Source organism: Thalassospira lohafexi, from assembly GCF_002844275.1.
Taxonomy (GTDB): Bacteria; Pseudomonadota; Alphaproteobacteria; order Rhodospirillales; family Thalassospiraceae; genus Thalassospira; species Thalassospira lohafexi.
Genome location: NZ_NXGX01000005.1, coordinates 1 through 26,137, shown reverse-complemented (window position 1 = coordinate 26,137; position 26,137 = coordinate 1). Strand labels below are relative to the sequence as shown.

23 protein-coding genes and 2 tRNA genes are annotated in these 26,137 nt (G+C 53.8%); 11 read left to right on the top strand and 14 right to left on the bottom strand.

Annotated elements, in window-relative coordinates; all coding sequences use genetic code 11:
• Positions 1-24: 24 nt before the first annotated feature.
• Complete coding sequence (locus tag COO92_RS12720) at positions 25-1,044, top strand: TRAP transporter substrate-binding protein (protein WP_101302661.1); 1,020 nt, start codon at positions 25-27, stop codon at positions 1,042-1,044.
• Between the two features lie 107 nt (positions 1,045-1,151).
• Here COO92_RS12720 and COO92_RS12715 read toward each other — a convergent pair whose 3' ends face one another.
• Entirely contained in the window at positions 1,152-1,457 is a 306-nt protein-coding gene (locus tag COO92_RS12715) for a hypothetical protein (protein ID WP_206186409.1), read from the bottom strand.
• A gap of 325 nt (positions 1,458-1,782) precedes the next feature.
• On the opposite strand from COO92_RS12715, the gene COO92_RS12710 reads away from it, so the two are divergent.
• The 3 genes from COO92_RS12710 to COO92_RS12700 all read left to right on the top strand — a co-directional run bounded on the left by COO92_RS12710 (position 1,783) and on the right by COO92_RS12700 (position 3,528).
• On the top strand, positions 1,783-2,394 hold the full coding sequence (locus COO92_RS12710) for a TetR/AcrR family transcriptional regulator (RefSeq protein WP_165792352.1): 612 nt from the start codon (positions 1,783-1,785) through the stop codon (positions 2,392-2,394).
• Between the two features lie 124 nt (positions 2,395-2,518).
• The gene (locus COO92_RS12705; protein WP_101302656.1) at positions 2,519-2,932 is read left to right on the top strand and encodes a hypothetical protein; all 414 of its coding nucleotides are present in this window, start codon (positions 2,519-2,521) and stop codon (positions 2,930-2,932) included.
• A gap of 173 nt (positions 2,933-3,105) precedes the next feature.
• Positions 3,106-3,528 (top strand): hypothetical protein, encoded by a 423-nt coding sequence (locus tag COO92_RS12700; RefSeq protein ID WP_101302655.1) that lies wholly within the window; start codon positions 3,106-3,108, stop codon positions 3,526-3,528.
• Between the two features lie 78 nt (positions 3,529-3,606).
• On the opposite strand, the gene COO92_RS12695 is transcribed toward COO92_RS12700, so the two are convergent.
• The 7 genes from COO92_RS12695 to COO92_RS12665 form a co-directional block, all read right to left on the bottom strand.
• A complete protein-coding gene (locus tag COO92_RS12695; RefSeq protein WP_101302653.1) occupies positions 3,607-5,007 on the bottom strand; it encodes an aspartate aminotransferase family protein in 1,401 nt (466 codons plus the stop codon).
• 42 nt (positions 5,008-5,049) lie between these two features.
• Complete coding sequence (locus COO92_RS12690; protein ID WP_101302651.1) at positions 5,050-6,537, bottom strand: NAD-dependent succinate-semialdehyde dehydrogenase; 1,488 nt, start codon at positions 6,535-6,537, stop codon at positions 5,050-5,052.
• A 180-nt stretch (positions 6,538-6,717) separates the two neighbouring features.
• Positions 6,718-6,963 carry a hypothetical protein gene (locus COO92_RS12685; RefSeq protein ID WP_101302649.1) on the bottom strand — a complete coding sequence of 82 codons (246 nt, stop codon included), beginning with the start codon at positions 6,961-6,963 and terminating at the stop codon, positions 6,718-6,720.
• Positions 6,964-7,078: 115 nt separating this feature from the next.
• A complete protein-coding gene (locus COO92_RS12680; RefSeq protein ID WP_101302647.1) occupies positions 7,079-10,336 on the bottom strand; it encodes an ABC transporter transmembrane domain-containing protein in 3,258 nt (1,085 codons plus the stop codon).
• Between the two features lie 89 nt (positions 10,337-10,425).
• Positions 10,426-11,205 (bottom strand): MBL fold metallo-hydrolase, encoded by a 780-nt coding sequence (locus tag COO92_RS12675; protein ID WP_240626428.1) that lies wholly within the window; start codon positions 11,203-11,205, stop codon positions 10,426-10,428.
• Positions 11,206-11,524: 319 nt separating this feature from the next.
• A complete protein-coding gene (locus COO92_RS12670) occupies positions 11,525-12,331 on the bottom strand; it encodes an ion transporter (protein WP_022734376.1) in 807 nt (268 codons plus the stop codon).
• A 130-nt stretch (positions 12,332-12,461) separates the two neighbouring features.
• Positions 12,462-13,418: an acetyl-CoA carboxylase carboxyltransferase subunit alpha gene (locus COO92_RS12665; RefSeq protein ID WP_101302645.1), complete on the bottom strand. Its 957-nt coding sequence runs from the start codon at positions 13,416-13,418 to the stop codon at positions 12,462-12,464.
• Between the two features lie 158 nt (positions 13,419-13,576).
• Between COO92_RS12665 and COO92_RS12660 the strand changes: the two genes are divergently transcribed.
• A complete protein-coding gene (locus COO92_RS12660; protein WP_101302643.1) occupies positions 13,577-14,080 on the top strand; it encodes a GNAT family N-acetyltransferase in 504 nt (167 codons plus the stop codon).
• An 89-nt stretch (positions 14,081-14,169) separates the two neighbouring features.
• Here the strand turns inward: COO92_RS12660 and COO92_RS12655 are convergent, their stop codons facing one another.
• Positions 14,170-14,538 (bottom strand): winged helix-turn-helix transcriptional regulator, encoded by a 369-nt coding sequence (locus COO92_RS12655; protein WP_101302642.1) that lies wholly within the window; start codon positions 14,536-14,538, stop codon positions 14,170-14,172.
• A gap of 153 nt (positions 14,539-14,691) precedes the next feature.
• On the opposite strand from COO92_RS12655, the gene COO92_RS12650 reads away from it, so the two are divergent.
• Positions 14,692-15,714, top strand: coding sequence for a zinc-binding alcohol dehydrogenase family protein (locus tag COO92_RS12650; protein ID WP_101302640.1), 1,023 nt, complete (start codon positions 14,692-14,694; stop codon positions 15,712-15,714).
• Positions 15,715-15,825: 111 nt separating this feature from the next.
• Here COO92_RS12650 and COO92_RS12645 read toward each other — a convergent pair whose 3' ends face one another.
• Positions 15,826-16,812, bottom strand: a complete 987-nt coding sequence (locus tag COO92_RS12645) for an HpcH/HpaI aldolase/citrate lyase family protein (protein WP_101302639.1) — start codon at positions 16,810-16,812, stop codon at positions 15,826-15,828.
• Positions 16,813-17,204: 392 nt separating this feature from the next.
• Here COO92_RS12645 and COO92_RS12640 point away from each other — a divergent pair, with 392 nt between their 5' ends.
• From COO92_RS12640 to COO92_RS12620, 4 genes are all read left to right on the top strand, one after another.
• A complete protein-coding gene (locus tag COO92_RS12640) occupies positions 17,205-18,365 on the top strand; it encodes a GGDEF domain-containing protein (protein WP_101302637.1) in 1,161 nt (386 codons plus the stop codon).
• A 168-nt stretch (positions 18,366-18,533) separates the two neighbouring features.
• The gene (locus COO92_RS12635) at positions 18,534-20,318 is read left to right on the top strand and encodes a calcium-binding protein (protein ID WP_101302635.1); all 1,785 of its coding nucleotides are present in this window, start codon (positions 18,534-18,536) and stop codon (positions 20,316-20,318) included.
• An 83-nt stretch (positions 20,319-20,401) separates the two neighbouring features.
• Entirely contained in the window at positions 20,402-21,637 is a 1,236-nt protein-coding gene (locus COO92_RS21925) for a calcium-binding protein (protein ID WP_165792351.1), read from the top strand.
• 41 nt (positions 21,638-21,678) lie between these two features.
• Entirely contained in the window at positions 21,679-23,427 is a 1,749-nt protein-coding gene (locus COO92_RS12620) for a calcium-binding protein (protein ID WP_101302629.1), read from the top strand.
• A 15-nt stretch (positions 23,428-23,442) separates the two neighbouring features.
• Here COO92_RS12620 and COO92_RS12615 read toward each other — a convergent pair whose 3' ends face one another.
• Positions 23,443-24,018, bottom strand: a complete 576-nt coding sequence (locus COO92_RS12615) for a glycine cleavage system transcriptional repressor (protein ID WP_240626427.1) — start codon at positions 24,016-24,018, stop codon at positions 23,443-23,445.
• Between the two features lie 202 nt (positions 24,019-24,220).
• On the opposite strand from COO92_RS12615, the gene COO92_RS12605 reads away from it, so the two are divergent.
• Complete coding sequence (locus COO92_RS12605; protein ID WP_101302624.1) at positions 24,221-24,709, top strand: fasciclin domain-containing protein; 489 nt, start codon at positions 24,221-24,223, stop codon at positions 24,707-24,709.
• A gap of 172 nt (positions 24,710-24,881) precedes the next feature.
• Here the strand turns inward: COO92_RS12605 and COO92_RS12600 are convergent, their stop codons facing one another.
• The 3 genes from COO92_RS12600 to COO92_RS12590 all read right to left on the bottom strand — a co-directional run bounded on the left by COO92_RS12600 (position 24,882) and on the right by COO92_RS12590 (position 26,137).
• The gene (locus COO92_RS12600; protein WP_240626426.1) at positions 24,882-25,700 is read right to left on the bottom strand and encodes a tellurite resistance TerB family protein; all 819 of its coding nucleotides are present in this window, start codon (positions 25,698-25,700) and stop codon (positions 24,882-24,884) included.
• Positions 25,701-25,926: 226 nt separating this feature from the next.
• A tRNA-Arg gene (locus tag COO92_RS12595) sits at positions 25,927-26,003 on the bottom strand.
• 57 nt (positions 26,004-26,060) lie between these two features.
• Positions 26,061-26,137: transfer RNA gene (locus COO92_RS12590), tRNA-Arg, on the bottom strand.

Below are 26,137 nucleotides of genomic sequence, written 5' to 3'. Positions count from 1 at the left end.
GCGTACAATAAGGGAGACTTCGATATGAGTTTGAACAAACTCCTCAAGGCGACCCTGTCTGCTGCCGCTTTGTTCGCAGTAGCTGGAACCGCCGCCCATGCTGAAGAATGGAAATTTGCCCACGAAGAAAGCCCGGGCGATGTTCAGGACCTTTATGCACAGGAATTCAAACGCCTGGTTGAAGAAAAAACCGATGGCGACGTTAGCGTGACCATTTACACCTATGGTCAGCTCGGTACGGAAAATGACATCACCGAATTGACGGCTGCGGGTGCAGTTCAGTTCTCGAACGCATCGCCGGGTCATCTGGGTACGTTCGTGCCTGAAATTCAGGTCTTTGGCGTACCGTACCTGTTGTCGCAGGACAATGAGGTCAACAAAAAAGTCCTGTCGGGCAGCCCGACCATTTATGACGGCCTGAGCAAGGATTTCGACACTAAGGGTCTCAAGCTTTATACCATGTACCCGGAAGGGGAAATGGTTTGGACCACCAAGAAAGAAGTTGAAAAACCGGCTGATTTCGACGGTGTGAAATTCCGTGTCATGACCTCGCCGATTCTGATCGAGAGCTATAAATCCTTTGGCGCTGATCCGGTTGCCCTGCCGTGGGGTGAAGTTTATTCGGGTCTTCAGACCAGCGTTATCGACGCACAGGTTAACCCGATCTTCTTCGTTGAAAGTGCAAAGTTCTACGAAGTTACCGACTATCTGATCTATGCCGGTCAGCAGCAGTACACCACCACCGTGGTTTCGAATGCTGACTTCTATGCCGGTCTGTCAGATGAGCGTAAAGAGATGCTTGCCGAGGTTAAGGCCGAGCTTGATGACTTCATCTATGATGCGCAGACCAAGGCAAACGAAGCAGCCCTTGACCGTATCAAGGAAGCCAAGCCGGACATCAAGGTCATTCGCCTTGATGACGAACAGCGTGCCGCGTTTAAAGAAGCTTCCAAAGGCATTGGCGCAAGCCTTGTCGACGAAGTTGGTGGCGACACCCAGGAAGTTCTTGATGCGCTTCGTAAGGAATTCGGTACCGCGATGTAAGGCTTTCGCCTTAATCACGTAACGATTTCACAAAACCCCCGCAGATTTTTCTGCGGGGGTTTTTGTTTGTGCCACGGTCGAGATGATCCAAAGAACGAGATCAGACCCTAGTTTACGGTGTTGATGCGAAGCGGGCGCTGGAACGTGATCACGACAAACAGAACGCCGGCAACCAGTGTTAAAAGCGACCCGGTAATGGCAAATGCCTCTGTCCCGCCCTGATGGGCGATGGCAATGCCGATGCCCATCACGACCGATCCGACGATTGCGCAGGCAACCTGAATGCTGGCCACAATCGACCGGGTTAGTCCGATCAGTCGATAGTAGGTGCCATATAGTGCCAGACTGACCCAACCCAGAAGATTCAGATGAGCATGAGCGGCAAGGTTGCTGTGATCCTCGCTTCCGGCCATTTGCATCCCCCAAACCATGCCTGCAAGTCCCAAACAGGCAGAAACTGTCCAGCAAAGGCGTGGCAAATTATTCATCGCGGTTCCCTCAATATATGTTAATTGTAATCCCACAAAACGAAACTGTACGGTACAGTTTATTTTTTGACAAATGAAAAATTATGGTTGAACCATCTATATGGCACACCAAAACGATAGGCCCGGAAAACGAAAGTCGCTGGTTTCGCCTGGCCGAAAGCAGAGTCTTTGGGCGGGGAATGCTGTGTCGTAAGATGAAAATATTCGATCAATGTACTTGAACGATGCCACAGACAAGGAAGTCGGCCATATGTCCCCAGAAAACCCAACACCAAAACAGGTCGAACGCCGGTCCCGGATTCTTGAGGCCGCAGCACATGAAATGCTCGATATGCGCGACGACCGTACGGCGGTGGATCGGATTGCGGCGCGGGCGGGAACTTCGAAGGCGACCATTTACCGCTATTTTGGCGACAAGACGGGGTTGGAACGCGCAATGGTGGCGTGGTTATGTGAACGCGCCCGTGATCCGCTTGAGGGCGTGATGGTCTGGCCGCACAATCCGCGCAAGACCCTTCTTGCCATTGCCGAGGCGTTTGCTGACGGTATCTTGCGGGCACCGGTGATGAACGTGCATCGCTATGTGGTTGCACGCACACCGACCCATCCGGAGCTGGGAGAAATTTTTTGGGATGCCGGGCCAGAAGCGACGTATCAAACGGCAACCAAGCTGGTCACGCAGATCCATTTGCCGGCACATCTGCGCGTGATTGCGCCGCGCCAGTTTGCCGAGCTTTTCCTAAATATGCTGACCAGCAGTATTCAGCTTGGTTATTTCTGCAAAGGGCCGGTTGTCCTGGAAAAAGATGATATGGGGCAACGGATCGAGGATGCCGTTACCGCATTTGGATTTCCGCCCTGATTTGCCGTCTTTTGGTCGCCTGTAACGGCGCACACTTATCACAGCCGGGCGCGCCTTACGTCAGATGTGGAGCCACCTGTTTACGTCATGTGATCGGGTGCTGTCACACCACATAGGAAAGGAAATGGCTGTGAATGATTTTAATCTTTCTCAAGCGCTGCGGGATATTCTGTTCCCCGCAGTGATGATGGCGTTCGTGCTGTTGGGGACGTTTATGACGTCGGCGAATGCCGAGGTTCTGTCGCCCAATGGGGTGTCGATGAGCCCGGCTGAATGGGGCGAGAAGTCGCCCGATAAAGCAGGCGTTACCGTCAAATCAGCGCTCAGCAATGCCGACAATGCGACAATCGTTTCCGCAATCCCCAGCAGTTCTTCGACCACGCTGAACCTTATTGGTTCCGGGGGCGGTATCTGGTGGTCTGAGGGCGATGGTGCCGAGATCAAGCTGAATATCATCAATTCATCGGGCAGCCAGATCGGGTCTTGCACGGTTTCGTCGACCAAAGGCAAAAACGGTAAATACGTTACTGATTGCTAGAAAGGCCGATAACGATCTTGCTCAGGCACAGAACAAAGGCCGATTAAAAGTCGGCCTTTGCTTTTTTATCGATGAAATTTCCGATTGTTTGTCGGCGGAAACTCATCTGCCAAGTTTCACAATCAAACACAGTTGGCGTCAGTAATCCGAGTTCCATTTTGAAAGGAAGCAGGATGCTAAAATTTGTAGCGACGTCGATATTTTTTCTGGTCTTCGGGGTTTTCATGGTCCCGGCTGAGGCCGGAGATTTCAGCAACGTACATGTTGGTACGGCAACGGATTATCAGGCCATTAGTGCGACACAGCTTGCACTGAAATCAACCGATAGCGAAAAAACAACTGTGGCTGAGACGCTTTCCAATTCACGGGAGCTATCCATCCAGAATGCCTATAATGGTGTTGGAAATACGGAACTCTTGGTAACCAAGTTTTGGCACAAGGGCGGTACTTCGTCACTTGATAGCACATGGCAACATATTACCGTCGAAGTCTGGAAGAACGATGAGTATGTCAAAACGTGCCATGCGTATTCGCTGGATGTCGAAATTGGGAAAGGCGATAATCGCCGCCGGGTGTATCAGTCAACCTGCGATTAATCCATAAAGACAGGGGCCGATCAGATGACCGGCCCCTTCAAATCGTGGACGTTTATGTCACATCACGTTGCGGCGCGATTATTTGCCTGCGGCAACTTCGTCGGCAACCGCATCAACAGCCTGTTTGGCAATATCGATGACTTTGTCGACTTCGGTCTTGGTGATGCACAGCGGCGGTGCAAAGCCAAGGATGTCGCCATGCGGCATCGCACGGGCAATCATGCCACGTTCAAGGCAGGCGGCCGAGACGCGCGGACCGATTTTCGCATTCGGATCAAACCGTTCTTTTTTGGTTTTATCGGCAACGAATTCAAGGGCAGCCATCAGGCCAACACCGCGTGCTTCGCCGACCAGCGGATGGTCGCTAAAGGTTTCACGCATGCGTTTTTGCATGTAGCCACCGGTTTCGGCCGAATTGCCGGTCAGGTTTTCACCATCGACAATATCAAGGTTGGCATTGGCAGCCGCGGCACAGACCGGATGGGCCGAATAGGTCCAGCCGTGGCCGATTGGGCCCATTTTGTCGGAACCCTGTTCGAGTACTTTCCACACACGTTCGCCAACAATCACACCCGACAGCGGCAGGTAGCCCGACGAGACACCCTTGGCAATCGTGATCAGGTCCGGTTTCATGTCGTAATGCATGGAGCCGAAGTAAGACCCGGTACGGCCAAAGGCAGTGACAACTTCGTCAGCGACCAGAAGCACGTCGTATTTGTTCAGGACGGCCTGAATGGCGGCCCAGTAGCCTTCTGGCGGGGTGATGATGCCGCCCGTGCCCATGACCGGCTCGCCGATGAAGGCAGCAACGGTTTCAGGACCTTCGCGCAGGATCATTTTTTCCAGATCGTCTGCACAGCGTTTGGCAAATTCGGCCTCGGTTTCACCGGCTTCTGCATTCCAGTAATGGTGCGGGCAGGTGGTGTGCAAGATCGGCGCACGCGGCAGATCAAACGCATTGTGGAAGGCAGCAAGGCCGGTCAGGCTGCCGGTCATGATCCCGGAGCCGTGATAGCCGCGCCAGCGCGAGATGATTTTCTTCTTCTGCGGCAGGCCGCGGATGTTGTTGTAATACCAGATCAGTTTGATGTTGGTTTCGTTGGCATCCGATCCGGACATGCCGTAATAGACGCGCTGCATGCCTTCGGGCGCACTTTTGATGATGCGCTCTGACAGGCGAATGACCGGCTCGTTCCCGTGCCCGACATAGGTGTGGTAATAAGCCAGTTCCTTGGCCTGGGCATAGATCGCATCGGCAATTTCGGTTCGGCCATAACCGACGTTCACACAGTAAAGGCCCGCGAAGGCATCGAGGCTTTCGCGGCCTTCGGTGTCATGGATGTAAATACCCTTGCCGCCGTTGATGATGCGGTTGGGGGTTTCCCCATCGGCATGCTGGCGCATGTGGGTCGACGGGTGCATGAAGTGCGCCCGGTCCATTTCCTGCAGGTCGGCCGTGGTGTTTTTGATGACATTCATTGTTGTTCTCCCATGTGAATGCGGTGGTGTCTGAGGCGCGCGTTACTGTTTAAACGCAGCGCAGACGTATTTGAGTTCAGTGAATTCTTCGAGGCCATGGCGCGACCCTTCGCGGCCCAGACCAGATTGCTTGACGCCGCCAAACGGAACCGGGGCGCCGGTAATTTTTACGCAGTTAAGCGCAACCATACCGTATTCAAGCGCGTTTGATACCCGGTTTGCGCGGTCATGATCGTTGGTAAACAGATATGCCGCCAGACCATATTCGCTGTCATTGGCCTGTGCGATGACCTCATCCTCGGTGTCAAAGGGCATGACAGGTGCGACCGGGCCGAATGTTTCTTCGCGATATATTTGCATGTCATCGGTGACATCGGCAAGCAGGGTCGGGGCATAGAACAGTCCGCCCATTTTCTTGCCACCGGTCAGAACGCGTGCACCTTTGGCACGTGCATCAGCAACATGTTCTTCACATTTGCCAACCGCACGGTCATGCATCAGCGGGCCGATTTCGACATGTTCTTCAATGCCGTTGCCAACCCGCAATTGCCCAATTGCCTTGGCATATTTGTCGAGGAATTCGTCATAGATGCCGCGCTGGACAAAGATGCGGTTTGCCGCAAGGCAATCCTGACCGCTGGTGGCGAATTTGGCGTTGATCGCATGGGCGACGGCTTCGTCAAGATCGACATCATCAAACAGGATGAACGGTGCATGACCGCCGAGTTCCATCGACATTTTCTTGATCGTCTGGGCCCCTTGTGACAGCAACAGCCGGCCGACTTCGGTTGAGCCGGTAAACGACAGGGCGCGGACATCTGTACTGCCGCACAGTTCGCCAACAACCGGGTTCGGATCACCGGTGACAACGTTAAAGACGCCTGCCGGAATGCCCGCACGTTCAGCCAGTTCGGCCAAGGCGGTTGCGGAAAACGGGGTTTCGGTTGCCGGGCGGACAATCATGGTGCAGCCCGCAGCCAAGGCGGCGGCGGCTTTGCGTGTGATCATCGCGCACGGGAAGTTCCATGGTGTGACGGCAGCCGTCACACCGATGGCTTCGCGTTTGACCGACATGTTGCGGCCCGGCAGGTGGGACGTGATGTTTTCGACGTTCACGCGTTTGGCTTCTTCGGCGTAGAAATCGATGAAGCTTGCGGCGTAGTCAATTTCGCCGCGCGATTCATTGATGGGTTTGCCCTGTTCAAGCGTCATCAGAAGGGCCAAGTCTTCTTTGTTTTCGATCAGAAGATCATGCCAGCGGCGAAGTGCGCTTGCGCGGTCCTGTGGCAGCATGGCCGACCATGCCGGGAAGGCTTCCTTGGCCGCGGCAATGGCTTTGCGGGTTTCAAAGATGCTCATGTTCGGGACGGTGCCGATGAAGCTGCCATCGAACGGGTTGGTGACTTCGATAACCTGAAGGTTGTCGGCCGAGCACCAGCGGCCATCAATGTACGCATGTTCACGCAGCAGGCGCAGATCAGCGAGCTGGCTTAGGGATACGCAACGCTGTTCTTTTGATTGTGCCGACATCGGAACCTCCTTGAAACGGGCTGACGCATTTGCGACCAGCTTGTTTGTTGAACTGCAAGGAAGCTATCAGGGCGTGGCAAGAGGAGGTGTCCGAAGTGCGTGCCAAATGATGCGTTTTTTTTGGCTGATGCCGGTGAAATAGGAATGTTTCTTCTGCCAGAGGCGTGAAACACAGGGGAATCAGTCGTCTGAGGATTTCAGGTATTTCTGCATTTCGCGTTTCTGACGGCGTTTTTCCATGACAGTCCGGACAATGATCACGGCAAAGAACAGCACGACGATGCTGGTTGACATCGGAAAGGCAAAGGGGATGCCGATCAGAAACATCAATCCGCCCAAGATACTGCCGCCCAGTAGGGCGATAAACCCGCCAAGCATGACGATGGCAAACAGGGCGGCAATCAGGATGGATGCGATTTTATTCATGAAATGACAGATGTGTTTCTTTGGGTGAAAAGCAATAAACCGGATCAAAGTGCCGATCCGGTTTATGATAAATGTAGTCTATCTGGTGTTTGGCTCTGACGTGACGTGTTGAGCCCTAATCGTTGTTTTTGCTGCTGAGCTGTTTGGTGGTTTGGTCGAGACGGTCAGCGAGAACACGGATCAACTGAATGGCAACCGCCTGATCCTGTCTGACCAGACCAAGGAATTCCGCCTTGTCGAGTTTCAGCACCGTCATGTCCTCGACCGCACGAATGGTTGCGGACCGGGGGGCATCGACCAGAAGGGCGATTTCGCCGATGACTTCCTTGGGGTTCACATCGCGCAGTTTTACGGTTTGCATTTCGTCGGTGGTCAGCCAGATTTCACCACGACCGGAAATGACGATATAGGCGGCATCACCGGGATCGCCCTGTTTGACCAGAACCTCACCATGTTTGAAGGTCAGGCGCGGGCTGGTAAAGGCGAGGAGTTTGACCACACTTGCATCAAGCCCGGCAAACAGCGGAATGGTGCGAAGCAGGCGGACTTCCTGATCAATGTCACCATCGGCGACAGTCGTTTCTTCGTCGGATTCGGTGATGTCAGGCGTTTGATCGTCTGATGACTGACCACGGCGCTTAACCAGTTTTCCGTTCGACATATGCAGTAAAGCATCGAACTTTTCATTATCGTTATCATCACCATCCACCCACAGAAGACTGGTGTTGTCATTCTGTCCGGTGAGATAGGCGATGACGTTTTCGCGCGTTTCACGGTCCAGCGCAGACAGGCCTTCGTCAACCACCAGCAGATCAGGATTTTTGATCAGGGCGCGGACAAGGGCGATTTTCTGACGCAGGGTTTGTGAGACGCGGCTGCCGCCAACGCCGACCTGACTTTCAAGGCCAAGGGCCACAAGTTCTTCGTAAAGACCGCCTTCATGGGCGATTTCAAACAGGACTTCGCCAACGCGTTCTTCGGAATTTGCACGGCCATAGGCAAAGCGACCAAACAGCAAGTTATCGAGGATCGGTGCGGCCGGGGTGTAGCCATCGCCATCAAAGAAGTCGATGAATTGTGCCAGTGATTCTGGCAGGTTTTCGTGGAATTTAGGACGTGCAGACAACACCAGTTGACGGAAATCGTCATCAATCACCCGAAGACGGTGACGAGCCGGTGTCAACTGCATGGCGACGTCGAGAAGATGCAATTGATCTTCTTTGCGGATGTCGTCAAAGGCAACGCCTTCGGTCCGTTTGAGGATGTTTTTAACTTCGGGAATTTCATCGGCCGACACGAAACTGTAGCGGTCAAAGAACTCATGTCCTGCGGGCAGGCCGGTAAACAGTTCGATCATCAGATCAAGTGTTTCGCGGCCCATTCTGACCATGCGTTCATAAAGACCGGTATCGCGCAGGGTTTGCTGCATGAACGGATGAGACAGGAACTCAAACCGTTCAAAGTGGGTTTGTGACGGTGTGCCAAACACAAGGTTCACGCCCACCGGTGCATTGTCGTTGTATTTTTCAATGTCATAGGGTTCGACAAGGTCGGACAATTGCCGTTGATCGAGAATTTCCTTTAGGCGTGGTCGGACGGTCAGGACCGATGCAACCAGTTCGGGATGTGCGGCCGGATCAACGCGGCGTTGCAAACCAATGCGATAGATGTCGCGGTCCAGACCGACGACCTCAAGCAGACGCATCAGTTCGCCGTGCAATTCTTCGCGCGATGAGAAGCCCGGTCCGACATAGTCAATCCAGTTCGCCGACGGGTCATAGGGAATGTTGCCTGATCGCTGAACCTCGTCATACATCTCGCGGGTTAATTGCCATGGCAGGTCTGCCGGGTCGGAAGTATCAATCTGATCGACAAAGTTCGGCAATGGGAACTCGACCATGTCGTTATATGCTTTGGACTTGCTGGCAACGGCTTTGTCTTTTTCGTCCGCACGTGTCACCGCATTATCATTGTCACCCGTTTGGGGGGCTTCGTCGCTGGTGGCGGCTGTTTGATCGACAATGATCGGACGATGTTTCAGGCCATATAGCAGGTTATCTGAAATGCTGCCGTTAAACAGATAGGCATCACTGCCGATGTAGGCCAGACGTTGACCGATGATGGCCGCCGGAAGATTGGTGGCATCCATATCGTTGAACTGGATCCGACCACTTGTCGGGTCAAGAATCCGTGCCAGCAATCGGGCGACTTGTGATTTGCCACTGTCGGCAGAGCCGGTCAGAAGGGCCGTTCCCGGAAGGGGCATGTTAAACGACACATTTTCAACAACGCGAGTTCCGTCATCGTCAGTCCATGACAGGGCGGTCACATCAAGCGGGCCATTCAGGCGCGGTGACAGCGGCACGGTCAGTTGATGTTCAGATGACAGATCGGGCAGTTCGAACTGCTCGTGGAGCTGGTCATATTTAATCCGCGCGTCGGCAAGGCGTTGATAATAGGCCAGAAGTTCCTTCCACGGGGCGGACATATCCTTATAGGCGGCAAGGGCTGCGACCAGTGCGCCGAAACTCAGGTCCCCGATAATCACCAGATAACCGCCAATCGAATAGAAGAAGAACGGGGTGATCTGGGCGATGAAGTTATTGAGGAACTTGATAAAGAATTTGCGGAAATAGATTTCCTTGCGGATTTCAAAAATCCGGCCCAAACGCTGGGTAAAGTGGGTGAGTTCGAACCCGTGGGTTTCGTTGGCACGAATGTCGGTAGCACCGCCAACCGCCTCGCCAATATGTTCGGACATCCGGCGGACGTTTTGTACCCGCTGCTTACCCAGCAGATTGACGCGTTTTTGCAATTTCGGGATCAAATATCCCTGCAATGGATAGAACGCGATGGACGCCAAGCCCATCAACGGGTCCTGGATAAAGATAAAGGCCGAAATCGTAACCAGAATACCGCCCTGATACAGGGGGAGGGAAAAGGCCTCGCCAAAGAAACCGCCAAGCGGTTCGGCCTCGGCGGTGATCATCGAGACGATTTCGCCCTGACTGGTTTTGCGAAAATGCGGTAACGGGAACCGCAATACCCGTTCAAACAGGTTATAACGCAACCGGCGCAACAGTCTTTCGGACATCACGCCGACATAGACGTTGATGAAGTATTTGAACCCGCCATTGACGAAAACAAGGGCAAGGAAAATCCCCGACAGGGCAAACAGATATTCGATCTGATCGAGTTCGACCCCGAGAACGTCATAGGGTGATCCCGCGCCGCCGATCGCTTCGTTGACGATCAGTTTGGGCAGGTCGAGGGAATAATACAGAAACGGAAATGAAAACAGCGTCACCAAAGTCAGGATGATCTGTTGCAGGCGGCTATATCGCCAGATATAGGCAAAAACCGATTTTGGCATTCGCGCGTCCCGTTTTGTTGGTCAGGAACAAATTGTTCCGGTTGCTCGCTGTTTATTGTTATCGCGCAGATTACCAACCAGACGTGGAATTAGCCAAGGTCGAAACTTTGTTCCGGGCTGATAAATCCGCAAAAACCGTCTGCTTTGGCATCGGGCTTATCATATGCCTGATAATGATACAGCCACATCTTTGCCTTTACCTCGGCAGGGAGTGTGACAAGTTGATCATAATGGGCGTGTACACCTGAACGACGTGGGCCTAATTCGCAATCCTGAAAAATGATATCTGCCTTTTTGTAGAAGGGCATATGTGCATCAGGATCGAATATCGCATCTGTGGTCAGGAAAAAGCTTTTGTCTTTTGCGTGCCCGAACAGCGCGAAGGAAAACATGGTTTTTTCCTCGGTCACGACATGGGCCGCCGGGATGACATCAAACTTCAGGCCCTGCCATTCAAACCCGTCTTCGGGTTCAAGTGCGATAACATCGAAATAGGAGGACAGCGTGCTGTTGCCGTGGTCGCTGGTTTCCAGACCACCGCGAAGCGAATGTTCCCATAGCGGTTCGATCAGCTCGCGTGCGGTGATCAGATCGACACGGTGCCCGTCAAAGATGAAATAGTTGGCAAGCGCCATCCATTCCAGACCACCAATGTGATCTGAATGCAGGTGGCTGATATAGACGGCCTCAAAGTCATTTGGCATACAGCCAAGTTTACGCAGCGAATGACGCGCATCTGAACCGCAGTCAATCAGCAGGCGTTTTGGCTGTTCGTCACCCGACGGGGTGGTTTCCAGAACCATGTTGCTCTGAAAGTTGTCGGCTGCCATACAAAATGCCGACCCTGTCCCCGCAAAAGTAAGCTTCATTTTCCCCGTTCTCCCGACCTTTTGTCGAAAGACTAGAGCAACATTCCAGAAAGATGAATTAATTTGTTTGGAAAATGCCATGGCGTCGCACAAAGCAGCCAGTATCAGACGCGCAATCGCCCGTGATCACGTGATGCAAAAAATCAGATATCTGGCAACGTCACCGACCGGACCGGGGGCTGCATGGCAGAAATTTTCAAGTTCAGTGCAATGATCAAAACCGCAGGATAGCTGAAACACGCGCTTTATCAGAAAAGCCTGAAGTTTTTCGGCGGCGGAAAGGCTGACCCGATGTCGGTTAAGGTGGGGGCCGGGACCGTTATTTTATCTCGGGTGCCTTTTCGTCACGTTCCACGCGGGCGTTGAGTTTGGCGAGTTCGTGGCGCAGTTCGCGAAGTTCATTCATGATTTCACCATGATCACTTTCGATCTCGTCGCGAGTCTGGGACCCTTCGACATCGACGTGGGTCGACATGGCATCAACCACAATCGCGATAAACAGGTTCAAAACCGCAAATGTTGTCACCAGAATGAATGGCACAAAGAACATCCATGCATGCGGATAGGATTCCATCACCGGGCGGACAATGCCCATCGACCAGCTTTCAAGGGTCATGATCTGGAACAGGGAATAAAGCGACGCTCCGATGGACCCGAACCATTCAGGGAAGCCTGCGCCAAACAGTTTGGTCGCCATGACGGCGGATACATAAAACACCAGCGACAATAGGGTCAGAACCGAAATCATACCGGGAATGGCACGCATCAGGGCTTCGACCACTTTGCGCATGGAGGGAACCGTCGATATCAGGCGGAATGCGCGCAGAATACGCAAGGCGCGTAGCACGGAAAGCCCCTGTCCGGCGGGGAGGAGCGTAATGGCAACGATGGTGAAATCGAAAACATTCCAGGAGCGTTTAAAGAACGAAAGGCGGTAAACAAAAAGCTTCATCGCCAATTCGACGACAAAAATTGCCACCGCGATCTGATCAAGCGCATGCAGGAACGGTCCCGCCACATCCATGATTGTTGAGGATGTCTCAAGCCCGAGAATGATGGCGTTAAGGGCAATAACAGCCGTAATGAAGTTCTGAAAACGGCTGGATTCAATAAACCGGCGCAACATGGTCTGGTGCCTCCCGACAGGGTCGGAAATTGGCGCGGGCTTGCCGGATATCACCGACGGCAGACAGCGCCGGATGAAATAACAACAGGACGCAGTCACCCGAAGATGATCTGCGTCCTGAATGGAAAAATCAGTTCAGGCCTTTGCGGCCCATTTCAAGAAACTTGTCGCGACGGCGGGCTTTAAGAACGCCGCCTTCGACGTCATCCATGCTTTCAAGGGCCTTGATGATGGCAGCACCGACACGTTTGCAGGCCTCGGCTGGTGAGCGCTGTGCGCCGCCAAGCGGCTCAGGGATGATGTCATCAATCACGCCAAGCTGAAGCAAATCCTGTGCGGTAAGGCGCAGGGCCTCGGCGGCGGTTTTGGCCTCGTCACCCGAACGCCACAGGATGGATGCGCAGCCTTCTGGCGAGATCACCGAATAGATCGAGTTTTCAAGCATCAGCACGGTGTTTGCGACAGCGAGTGCAATGGCACCACCCGATCCACCTTCGCCGATGACGATCGAAATCAATGGTACCTTGATATCAAGGCAGGTTTCGATGGACCGTGCGATGGCTTCTGACTGACCGCGTGCTTCGGCATCCGCACCGGGGAAGGCCCCTGCGGTATCGACCAGTGTGACCACCGGGATGTTAAACCGTTCTGCCATGCGCATCAGGCGCACCGCCTTGCGGTAGCCTTCCGGGCGGGCCGAGCCGAAATTGTGTTTTACACGGGTTTCGGTGTCGTGACCTTTTTCGTGGCCAATCACCATCACGCTGCGACCCTGAAGACGGGCAAGACCACCGATGATGGCCTCGTCTTCGCCAAACAGGCGGTCGCCGGAAAGCGGGGTGAAATCTTCGAAAAGATGACCGATATAGTCGGTGAAATGCGGCCGATCAGGATGGCGTGCAACTTGCGTCTTTTGCCACGGGGTCAGCTTGCCATAGGTGCCTTGCAGCAGTTTGGTCAGCTTATCCTGCAGGCGTGCGACCTCATCTGCGATATTGACTTCGTCATTACCGGTAAGATGACGGAGTTCTTCGATCTTGCCTTCAAGTTCGGCGATCGGTTTTTCAAAATCGAGGAAGTTATGCATCAGGGCATCATATCCGACTGGGAAACAATGGGCCGGAACATAGTATATCGGCCCGCTACGTCAAGCGTTGAGGGAGCCGTTACACATATTTTCCGTTTACGTAAGAATTATGGCGTATGTTCCACAAAACATAATGACATTTTGCACACGGTTGCCCCATGACGTCCAGTATTCAGATTATTTGCCCCTCAAACCCCCAAGAAGTCCCATTTCAGCACCTGACGGAAATGCTTTTGGCGGCGTTTGCCGCGCAAGATGGCATTGTTAATCCGCCAAGTTCGGCAAAATCGGTCACGGTATCCGAGCTTCAGTGGCGTTTCGCCCGAGACAGACTGTTTTTGGCAACCGATGAGGTAGGGACGGTTGTTGGGCAAGTCTGGGTCGAGGATACTGGCAGGGATGCCTATCTGTATAAACTGTCCGTTGATACCGCCATTCAGAGAGGCGGAATTGGCAGGGCATTGGTCACTGCGGCATGTGAAGATGCGGCGGTGCGCGGCAAGGAAAAGATGCGTCTGCATGTGCGTGTCGAACTGACGGACAATGTTGCCTATTTCAAGTCACGCGGATTCGAGATCGTCGGCGAAGGTATGCACGACGGATATGATCGTGCGACATTCTGGAAAATGGCGCGCGACCTTGACAGGATGAGCGGATCCTAAAATTCATCAAGTGGGCGACGTCGTTCGCAGCCGACTATCTGGTCGCAATTATCTGGCCGCACCGGGATCATTACGGCGGGTGTCGCCGATCATGCCTTGAGGCGTTCGGGGTTCTGTTTTTTGTCGTACGCGTAATAGGGCACATGGGTTTCGCCCCATGCCTTAAGGGCCAGAATGATCTGGCGGAGTGTGTCGCCCTTTGCCGTCAGGCTGTATTCAACCCGGGGCGGAACTTCGGCATAGACTTCGCGATGCACCAGTCCGTCTGCCTCAAGCTCACGCAGCTGACGGGTGAGCATCCGCTGGGTGACACCCGGCATCATGCGGTGCAGTTCGTTAAAGCGTTTGGTGCCATCAAGCAGATGGTACATCACAACGCCTTTCCACTTGCCGCCAATGACATCAAGTGCGCCTTCCACCGGGCAGCCGGGGCTGCGATTGGGTGCGCAACGGTCCATATTTAATCTCCTGATGCTCTGAAAGCCGCAGTAAAGTCCATTAGTATACAAAATGACACTATGGGTCGAAATTGTGCGTACTTCTTATTGGGGGCATTATGAGGTATCTTCGGCGCATTCACAAATCAAACGTGCGTTACAAGGAATACAAATATGAAATCCATTGGTATTAACAAACCTGCCCCGGTCGAGACGCCGGGCCTTTTTACCCAGATTGAAACCGACACGCCGACCGCCGAAGGTCGCGATATTCTGGTGCGGGTAAAGGGTGTCGCGGTGAACCCGGTTGATTTTAAAGTACGTAAAGGTCGGGCCAAGGAAGGTGAATTTACCGTGCTTGGCTGGGATGCGGCCGGCGTGGTTGAGGCTGTTGGCGAAGACGTCACCCTGTTTCGTCCGGGCGATGAGGTTTGGTATGCGGGCGATGTAACCCGTTCCGGGTCAAACAGTGAATTTCAGCTTGTCGATGAACGCATTGTTGCGCCAAAGCCCAAATCGCTTGATTTCGCAGCGGCGGCGGCCTTACCGTTGACGACGATCACCGCCTGGGAGGCGATGTTTGACCGACTGTTGATTGATCGTACTGCAACCGATGCCAATGCGGGCAAAACCATCCTGATCATTGGTGGTGCGGGGGGCGTTGGCTCCATCGCGATCCAGCTTGCCAAACTGGCCGGGCTAAACGTGATTGCCACCGCATCGCGCGATGAGACCATTGAGTGGGTCAAAAAACTGGGTGCGGATCAGGTGATCAATCATCGCCGTCCGCTTAAGGATGAATTGGCCGCCCTTGAGGTTGCTGCGGTTGATTACATTTTCTGCACATCTGAAACCGATCAGTATTTTGACGTGATGACCGAAATCATTGCCCCGCAGGGACGGATCGTGACGATTACCGAAGCATCGAAAGAGCATAATGTGGATTTGCTCAAGGCGAAATCGGCCAGCTTTTCCTATGAGTTTATGTTTACCCGGTCGATGTTTGAAACGCCCGATATGATCGAACAACATAAATTGTTGGCCACCGTCGCCCAACTGGTTGACGACGGTGTGATCAAAAATACGGCCTCCGAAAACTTTGGTCCGCTGACGCCGGAAAGCCTGAGAAAGGCGCATGCGCTGCTTGAAAGCGGCAAGGCGATTGGCAAGATCACCTTTGAGGCCATTCCGGCGTAATCGGAAACTTCGCGGTGTGACAGCCGGACCTGATGCAAGACATCACAAAGGGGCGCCAGATAATGGTGCCCCTTTGAGTTTTACGGGTGTTCTGGCGGGACGATTTGGTCGTCAGCTTTCGTTAAGTGCGGCGATGACGTCTGCTTGCCTGACCATGACTTCGGCCTGTTTGATGGAGGCGATATCAATCAGGCGACCATCAAGTGCAACGGCACCCGCGCCTTCGGCCTGAGCCTTTGCCATGGCTTCAAGAATGCGTTTGGCCTTGGTGACTTCGGCGTCTGACGGGGAATAGACTTCGTTGGCAAGGGTGATCTGGCTGGGGTGGATGGCCCATTTGCCTTCGCAGCCCAGCACCATGGCGCGTGCGGCTTGTGCGCGGTAGCCATCCGGGTCGGAAAAGTCCCCAAACGGGCCATCAATCGGGCGCAAACCATTGGCACGGGCCGCGACGACCATGCGTGCAATGGCGTAATGCCACATGTCACCCCAATGATAATCGCGTGGTGTGTCGCCGTCCTTGTCGGTCAAAACGCCATAATGCGGGTTCGGGCCGCCAATGCCGGTTGTCATGGCCTTGGTCGAGGCGGCGTAATCAGCCACCCCGAAATGCAGGCTTTCATTGCGCGGCGAAGCGGCAGCGACTTCGTGGATGTTTTGCATGCCAAGGGCGGTTTCAATGATCAGTTCAAACCCGATGCGTTTTTTGCGCCCTTTTGCGGTTTCAATCTGGGTCGCCATCATATCAAGCGCATAAACATCCGCGGCCGTTCCGACCTTGGGGATCATGATCAGATCAAGCCGGTCGCCAGCCTGTTCAAGCACATCAACAACATCGCGGTACATATAATGGGTATCAAGTCCGTTGATGCGCACCGACAGCACCTTGTGGCCCCAATCAATGTCATTGATCGCAGCGATGATGTTTTTGCGTGCCTGTTCCTTGTCACTGGGCGCAACCGCGTCCTCCAGATCAAGGAAAATGGCGTCGGCTTTTGATTTGGCGGCCTTTTCAAACAGTTCGATGCGGCTGCCGGGAACGGCAAGTTCGGACCGGTTCAGGCGCGCGGGGGCCGGGGTCGGTGTTGTGAAGCTCATGATAACGTTTCTCCAAAACCTGTCATTTCAAGACGGCAACGCGTCGGCAAGTTCGCCGTGCGATGCCTTTGTCGTATTCTTGTGGCGTGTTATTGCGTCCCGTTTTCGGGATCGTACCGTGGCCGCCGTGACAGTCTGCTTTTCTGCGATCATTGTGCGCCGCAGTAGGCTGGGTTTCAATTTATGGTGCAGATGCGAATGCTGGCAAGCTTAAAAACACCGGGTCGTATTGTGCTTTGGGTGCAGACCGATGCTGAATAAGAAAAACTGCAACTACGAAGGACAAAGCAATAGCCCCTTAACCCAACAGCCGTTAGATTACCGCCGATATCATGGTTCGGGATCGTTTCCCAACACGCGTTGCCCCATCTGCAGGTAGTATCAAACGACCCATGCGTCGCGCTTATTCCACCCTTGTTTCCGTCGGACTGGCCCCATTGTTGATCATGGGGGCCTGTTTGGTGCTGGCGATATCACCGAGCCTTGTGCCGGCTGAATTTTCGGGGCTGGTGCGGTATGGCCCGTTTCTTCTGGCGGGGTTGGGCGGGGCCATCGCATGGTGGTTCAACCGTGGGCGTGCGGTTTTTGTCATGCTGCTTTTGCTGGTGTGTTACTGGCTTTTGGTGGGCAACGGTGGCGGGTTCTCGCCCGATGGGATGGCCTTTTTACGCATTGCGACCCTGTATGTGATCCCGGCCAATTTGTTGATCCTTGGTTTTACCGCCGAGCGCGGTGTTTTAAACCCGCGTGGCATTGCACGGATGCTGGTGCTTGGGTTGCAGATTTTTGTCATGTTGATGCTGGCAGGGCAGCCTGATGTTGGCTTGGCACTTTATCGCATACTCGATACCCGGTTCATAAATGATGGCGGTTTTCTGTCGGTCATGCCGCATCCGGCCATGATCCTGTCTGTGGTTGCGGTGGTCTTGTTGTTGATCCGTCATAAGCCGCTTGAGACAAGCTTTGCTGCGGCAATCATTGCCATCACGGTGGCAACGGTGATGGGCCCCGGTGCCATTCAATATGGCTATCTGGCAGCAACTGCCGTGGTGCTGGCCGGATTGGCACAGGAAGCGTGGCGAATGGCATTTGTCGATGATTTGACCGGCCTTGCCGGGCGGCGTGCGCTTGGCCATGCCATGTCGGAACTTGGCAGCCAGTATGCGATTGCCATGCTTGATGTGGATCACTTTAAAAAGTTCAACGATACCTATGGCCATGATGTTGGCGATATCGTTTTGAAAAAGGTTGCCCGCGAATTGGCCCGTGTTGGCGGGGGAGGCAAGGCGTTCCGATATGGTGGGGAGGAATTTACCGTTGTCTTTGCCGGGCGGACGGCAGAAAAAGTTCATGAACCGCTTGAAGCCCTGCGCAAACGGATTGCCGAGAATAAAATCACCGTACCCGAAAAGAATAAAACCGTATCGGTGACGATTTCAGTCGGCCTTTCGGACATTGACGAGGATGTAAAAGACCCTTGGGCGGTTTTGAAGCGCGCCGATCAGAAGCTTTACGAGGCCAAACAGGCCGGGCGTAATCGAATTTCGGCCTAAGTATAAATAAAAATTCAGTATTTGAATTAAATTTAGAAGAATATTAATTCAAATTTGAAGTAAAAATACACAATTATTGGTTCAATATATTTATTGTTATTATCGTTTTACGATTAGTTTTCTGGTGCTAGTCTTTTGGAGTCTTTTCATTGTTTGTGGAGGATTCCAATGCCGCGCATCATCGGTACAAATCAAGACGACGTAATCTGGGACGAATGGACCAATGACACTGTCTATGGTCTGGAAGGTGATGACACCATCTATTTCGGCAGTGGAGACACCATTATCGGTGGTCCTGGGGCAGATACCTTTATTGCCCGGACGAGCCAGGATTATACGCTGTCCTATGAACTGTCAGACGATCCGGTTCATATCGAGTTTTACAATCATTTTAATGACGACCGCGAGACTCGCGATATCGAGCTTACCGGACATGGCGGTGATGCCGAGGGCGATACGTTAGAGTTTTACAACGACGATTATTACCACGAGCAGGAGTTCGACCTCACCGGTTCCGATCATGATGATTATCTTCAGGGGGAATTTTATTCCGTTGATGGCGGCGGCGGTGCCGATACGATCATATTTGATTATCGGGATGTCAGAAATTTCGGCCCTTATGAGGCAACAGTCACATACGTCAGATCACCAGAAGGTGTCATTTTTGATCAGGACAGCATGACCGGTGTTGGCGGTGATGCCGACGGCGACCAGATTTCAATTCTCGATGATACGGAAGAAACCCCCGATCTTAATGTGCGTGGCTCCAATCATGACGACACCTTGATTGCCGGTGAAGAGCGCGGCGGTATCCTGATGGGCGCTGGCGGGGATGATTTCCTTGTCGGGAGCGAGCGTTCCAATGAACTTTGGGGTGAGTGGGGCAATGATACACTGCTGGGTCATGGCGGTGATGACACGTTGAATGGCGGGTCGGGTGCCGATTTCATCAATGGCGGAGACGGTCAGGATGAAGCCACATTCATCCATTCCAACGAAAGTGTTCATGTCGAGTTGACGGATGGTGCGGCGATTGTCAGTGGCGGCCATGCCGAGGGTGACGTCATTACCGGCGTCGAGGATATATTCGGGTCGCGCTATTCAGACGTCCTGATCGGCAATGACGGCGACAACGTGATCGACGGCTTTTATGGTTTTGATTCGATCTATGGCGGGGAGGGCAACGACACCCTTTCGGGCACTTTCGTCTATGGCGAGGCCGGTGACGACATCTTGCATGGCCAGCAGCACGGCATGGGTGGCCGCGATACGCTTGATGGCGGGGATGGCGACGATACCCTGTATGGCAATGACGGGGGGGATCACCTTTATGGCGGTGAAGGCAATGATACGCTGATCGCCAGTAACATTTATTACGATGATTTCTTTGAACCTGACGCGACCTCTATGTGGGGTGGGAATGGTGATGACGTGATTAAGGGCGATGTCGCCAATGACGCTCTGTTTGGCGGGAATGGTGATGACGTTATGAACGGCGGGTTCGGCGATGATTACATGTCGGGCGGTGCTGGCCGGGATGTAATCAATGGCAGCACGGGCGATGACCATGTTTTTGGCGGTGACGGGCATGACGTTCTTAATGGTGGGCGTGGTCAAGACGATTGGGTCGAAGGGGGCGATGGCAACGACCTGCTGACCGGCGGGACGTTCGTGTGGCGTGAGTTTGAAGGCGGGGCGGAACGCGACCGCATCGTCGATTTCAATCCCGATGCCGGGGAACACAGCGACCATTTGATGTTTGGTCAAACGTTTCAGGAAAAAAGCGGCATCGAGGACTTCGATGATTTCCTTGAACATGCCAGCGATAATGAAGACGGCGTCTATATCGATTTTGCCAATGGTCGTCATTACGACTATGGGGTGCAAATCGATGACATGACCGTTGACGAACTGACGCCCGACAATGTCATTTTCGCCGATTATCTTGGATAGCTGTGCGGTCAGGCGAGGGCATTGATCCAGATCGAAATTCCAATCCACCCCCTATTTGCGAACCTTTGACGGAGGGCATGATCGTGCCGCTTATTGGAACAGATGGTGACGACGTTCTGTATGAAACCACGGCAAACAGTACGCTGTATGGCATGGATGGCGATGACACGCTGATTGGCAATGATGGCATCAGTTCCCTGTTTGGTGGAAACGGGGACGATACACTGATTGGCGGGGGCGGAAATGACCGGCTGACCGGCGGGGCCGGGGCGGATGTGTTGAACGGTGGCTCGGGCATCCGCGATGCGGTGTTTTATGAGGGTGAAAATGCCACGGATGCGGTCCACGTCAATCTTGCAACCGGCACAGGGTTTGGCGGTGAGGCAGAGGGGGATGTGCTGCGCGACATTGAAGTCGTCTATGGCACGGAATTTGACGATACCCTGATTGGCAGTGATCAAAGCGATGTGCTTTGGGGGCGGGGCGGTAGTGACCTTCTTATCGGGGGGGACGGGGATGATTTTCTGTATGGCGATTATCTTGGCGATACGTCGGGCGACGACACCGTTTTGGGCGGCGATGGCAATGACACCCTGACCGGGCGGGACGGCAATGATGTTCTGATTGGCGGCGATGGGAATGATCGCCTTAGCGGCGGGGCCGATGGCGACATCCTGTCGGGCGGGGCCGGGGTGGATACCCTTGATTACAATGATAACGGTACCGAAGGGGTGACAATTAACCTTGCGACCGGGACCGCATCGGGTGGCACCGCCGATGGGGATGTGTTTGACGGGTTTGAAAATGTGCGTGGTTCGGGTGTCGCCGATGTGATTGTCGGCGATGACGGACGCAACCATCTGGACGGATTTTACGGTGACGATCATGTGCGCGGCGGTGATTTCCACGATGTCCTGACCGGTGGCGGGGGCAACGACACCCTTGAAGGCGGGGATGGCAATGATCTTCTGACCGGTGATGGTCGGGATGCCTATGGTGCGCCCGGATCAGATACATTTTTATGGACGGTTTTTGAAGGCGGTGCCGAACGCGACCGCATTACCGATTTTGACACCGGTGAACAGGGCGATCGGTTTGTTTTTGGCAAAACGTTTCAGGAAAAAAGCGGGATTGAAAGTTTCGATGATTTTCTGGACCACGCCAGTGAAAATGAAACAGGTGTGTATGTCGATTTCGCCGATGGCCGTCACTATGGCTATGGCGTGCAGATTGACGGTGTGACGCTTGATGAACTGACATCGGAGCATGTCGTTTTTGATGATGACGATGATGGTGAACTGCCGATTGACGATCTGTAATCGGTGGGGTGTTAAGCCCGATCAACCCTGTGGAGGACGCCATGGCCAAGATCATCGGAACAGATGCGAATGACAGCCTGATCGGGACTGCCGATGTTGACCAGATATACGGGCTTGCGGGCGATGATCGTCTTGAGGCGGTTGGTGTTGGCGATACCCTGATCGGTGGAGCGGGATCGGATACGTTTGTTCTGACCGAAGACTGGCAGGATGTGACGCTTGATTACGCTGATTCTGATGTGGCGATTGGACGCGCATATCTGTACCGGGATGGCACAACCTATGTTCGTGACGGTGCGGGTGATATTGACCGGAGCGATGTTCAGGCCGATTTTGCGAACATCAGCATCACCGGAACCAGATATGACGACGCGTTTAGTGGTCATTGGAAACTGGTGGAAGGCGGGGCTGGTGCAGATCAGTTTGATCTGACGTCGGGGGCGGTGACATATGCGCATTCGCCCGAAGCTGTACATCTTGATTTCGATGCCGGCCTTTTTGACGGCGGGGATGCCGATGGCGACGTATTTTTAACTGTGCGTGGCCTTACCGTTCATGGCTCAAGCCATGACGATCATCTGGTGGGGGCAAGTGGCCTTTATAATGACGTTTACCTGCATGGCGGGGACGGGGATGACCTGCTTGAGGCGCGCGGTGACGGTAGTGCGCTGCACGGGGATGCCGGGAATGACACGATGCTGGGCACCAGCGGGAATGACTATTTCAATGGCGGGCCGGGCCGGGACGTTATGATCGGTGGTGACGGGCAGGACCGGATCGACTATCGCGACGCGTCTTCGGGGGTTTACGTCAATCTTGCGACGTCGCAAGTCAGTGGTGCTGAGGCGGACGGGGACGTGTTTTCAAGCATTGAAGATGTCTACGGGTCGTCTTTCGAAGACGTTTTGATTGGCAGTGATACGGACAACGATATTTATGGCTATGCCGGGGATGATTTGATCATTGGTGGCGATGGTAATGATCAACTGGCCGGTGACGGCTACTACGGGCCTGCCCCGGTAAGTGTCACCATCAGTGACGATACCATCCTTGGCGGTGACGGAAAGGATTGGATTAACGGCGGTGCCGGAAATGACATTTTGCTTGGCGGGGCGGATGACGACCGGATCGAAGGCGGTGTCGGTGCGGATGTCCTTGATGGTGGAGATGGCGAAAACTGGCTGGTGTATCAAAAGACACTGAGCACGGGTTCGGAGGGTGTTTATGCCAATATCGAGACCGGCGTTGTGTCTGGCGGGGATGCGCAAGGGGATGTCATTTCCAATTTCACCCACATCATCGGATCAGCAGAAGATGACGTCCTGATTGGAAATCAGGACCGCAACGAACTATATGGCGGGTTTGGCGATGATGTTATTTCTGGCGGTGGCGGACACGACTTCCTGATCGGGGCTTATGGCGCGGATACCATCGAAGGTGGTGACGGGAATGATTATCTTCTGGGCGGAACCGAATGGCGCCAAGATGGCGGCGGGGCCAATACATTCGTCTGGAATGAGTACGAAGACGGCCCTGAGCGCGACCGGATAGGGGATTTTCAGGCGGGGCGCTATGGCGACCGTATCGCACTTGGTTCCGAGTTTCAGGACAAAAGCGGCATTCACGATATTAGTGACGTGCTGGCGCATGCCCAGCAGACGGACGAAGGTGTCTATATCGATTTTAGCAATGGTCGCGGCCACACATATGGTGTGGTGCTTGATGGTGTTGAAAAATCCGATTTGGACAGCAGCAATTTCGACTTTGCTGATGACGATGTTCTTGGCTGAGCCGGGGCGTGCCCTTTAAAGCTCGTCAAACTTAAACACCAGCCGCATCGATCCGGCTGTATTGGCCAGCGTTGCCAGACAGTTGCTAGCGCGTTCTGGCGCGATGGTAACGGCAAAGCGCGTGGTGTAAATCCGGGCGTCCTTTTCATCGGTGCTTGAGGCGGCAAGGCGCACGATATTGGCGTTGTATTCGATAAAGATTTCCGACAGACGCGCGATTAGGCCGGGCTGATCAATGCCGGAACATTCGATCATGTGGGTCGCGCCGGGGGCTGTGGTGAGCGCCGGGATGGCGGCGATTTCTTCCACCTTGATATCCGCATTTTCCAGTGACAGCGCGTTCAGTGCGGTTGCGCATTCGCTTACCGGGCAGCCGTCAGGCAACTCACAGCTGGTTTCGAATTTTGCCGTGCCATCCTCAAGGGCAAAATATGTCGGTCCCAGATTGGCGCCGATGTCAAAAATACGGCCAGAGATGTCGGACACAAGACCGACCCGGTCATTGCAGGAAATGGTGATCCGCGCATTGGCATTCATTTGAGAATCTCCGTCATATTCAAGGTCGCTTGGGCAGTGGCGAAGCTTGAGCATATCATCGCAGTCGCCCGACATGCAGTGATAATTATACCCGCGATCGCAAGGCCGCAGATACGGTCCGATGGTGCAAACGGATTACTAGCAGATGATCACAATCATATGAATGAACTGATCGTCATGACGGCCCCGTAAGCATCCCGACAGCGTAATTTCGAACAGCAATGTTCAACATAACAAACTTACAGGAGTTTGAGAGATGCGTGCGTTCAAAAAAACCGTTCTTGCAGTTGTTGCCGGTGCGACTTTGACCTTTGGCGCAATGTCGGCCAAGGCCGCAGACATTGTCGACACGGCGGTATCTGCCGGATCGTTCACGACACTGGTTGCCGCAGTGAAGGCCGCAGGTTTGGTCGATACCTTAAAGGGTGAAGGTCCGTTCACGGTATTTGCACCAACCGATGAGGCCTTTGCCAAATTGCCCGCCGGTACGGTCGAGGATCTGCTCAAGCCGGAAAACAAAGACAAGCTTGTGGCCGTTCTGACCTACCACGTTGTGCCGGGCAAAGTGATGTCAGGTGATATCGCAGGCAAGGAAATGATGGTCGAAAGCGTTCAGGGCGACACGATTGATGTGAATGCCATGAACGGCGTGATGGTTGACGGTGCAACTGTTACCTCGGCCGATATTGAGGCCGATAACGGTGTGATCCACGTCATTGATACCGTGATCATGCCGGGCATGTAAGTCGCAGGCCATTTAAGCAACGCAGCCCCGCACGTGTTCGTGCGGGGCTGCTTTTTTTATGATGATGCACGTAATCGGTTTGATTGCCGTGGGCGTATCACAAAAGGTTCAAAGCGTTGGAATGCTTCCGGGTTGGGCCACTATGGGTTGGGCTGCTTTAAAGCAAAATGGCTTAGCTGACCGGGGTGGTTTCAAGCATATTCTGACGGACGCTGATGGCCTGATGATCAAGGTGCCGGCGTAAATCCATTGCAAGGTCGAGACAGTCACCAAGGCGTTCAAGATAGCGTTCTTCCTCTGGATCATCCGGGTCGATTGCCAGACAGGACGCAAGATAGATTTCTGCGGCCTGTTCCTGAGTACGTGCCAGCTTGGCGGTCTGCATCGGGTCGGAATCAGCGGAAAAAGCATCAAACAGGAATGCCTTTTCGTTTGGGCCGAGGTTAAGGGCCTCAATCTGTTTGGCGATGCGTTTATGTTCCGTCTGATCAATATGTCCGTCGGATTTGGCTGCTGCGATCATTGCGCGGATCAAGGTCAGGCGAAAATCGGCGTTGTCGCGGCTGCGTTCGAGTTCCGGGGAAAAGCCGCTGTCGGCAGGGACGTGGTCAAGATCGCTGTCCTGACTGTGATCCTTGGGGGATGCGTTGTTTTTGTAATCGCGCCATGCCTTGTAAGCCAGACCGGCAACAAGGGATGTGCCGCCATAGGCCAGCACTTTACCGCCCATTTTGCGGCCTTTCTTGGAGCCCAGGACAGCCGACATCAAGCCGCCACTGATCGCACCACCCACCAATCCGCCACCAACACCACTGCCCAGGCTATTCCCAACCATGTTGGCCAAGCCGCCAGATTTGCCGCCAGTGTCGCCACGGGTGTTGCCACCTTTGTTGGCGAGGCTGTCTGCGATACCGCCCAGTTTTCCGGACATTGTCGAACGCCCGCCACCCGAATTTCCCAAAACATCGCTTAGAAGTTTTCCGATATCCATGAACATCTCCTGCATTTTTTTACTTTGCCCAATGCTCGATATGTTTAGGGGGCGGCAAACGGCAAGACCGATATGGGCAAAGTCGTGCTTTGAGGCCCTTTTTGCGGGCAATGCAGTGATATGGGTCACATTTTCGTGGGGAAAGTCAGGGGGTTTGGAGAAGGTGTGCGCAAGACTGTTCAGGGCAAATGACAAAGGCCCGACGCGGGAACGTCGAGCCTTTCAATGGTGCGCCCGGAAGGATTCGAACCTCCGGCCCTCTGATTCGTAGTCAGATACTCTATCCAGCTGAGCTACGGGCGCATTTTATGTTCTACGCTAAATGGCGAAGGCTCGACGCGTGAACGTCGAGCCTTCCGATGGTGCGCCCGGAAGGATTCGAACCTCCGGCCCTCTGATTCGTAGTCAGATACTCTATCCAGCTGAGCTACGGGCGC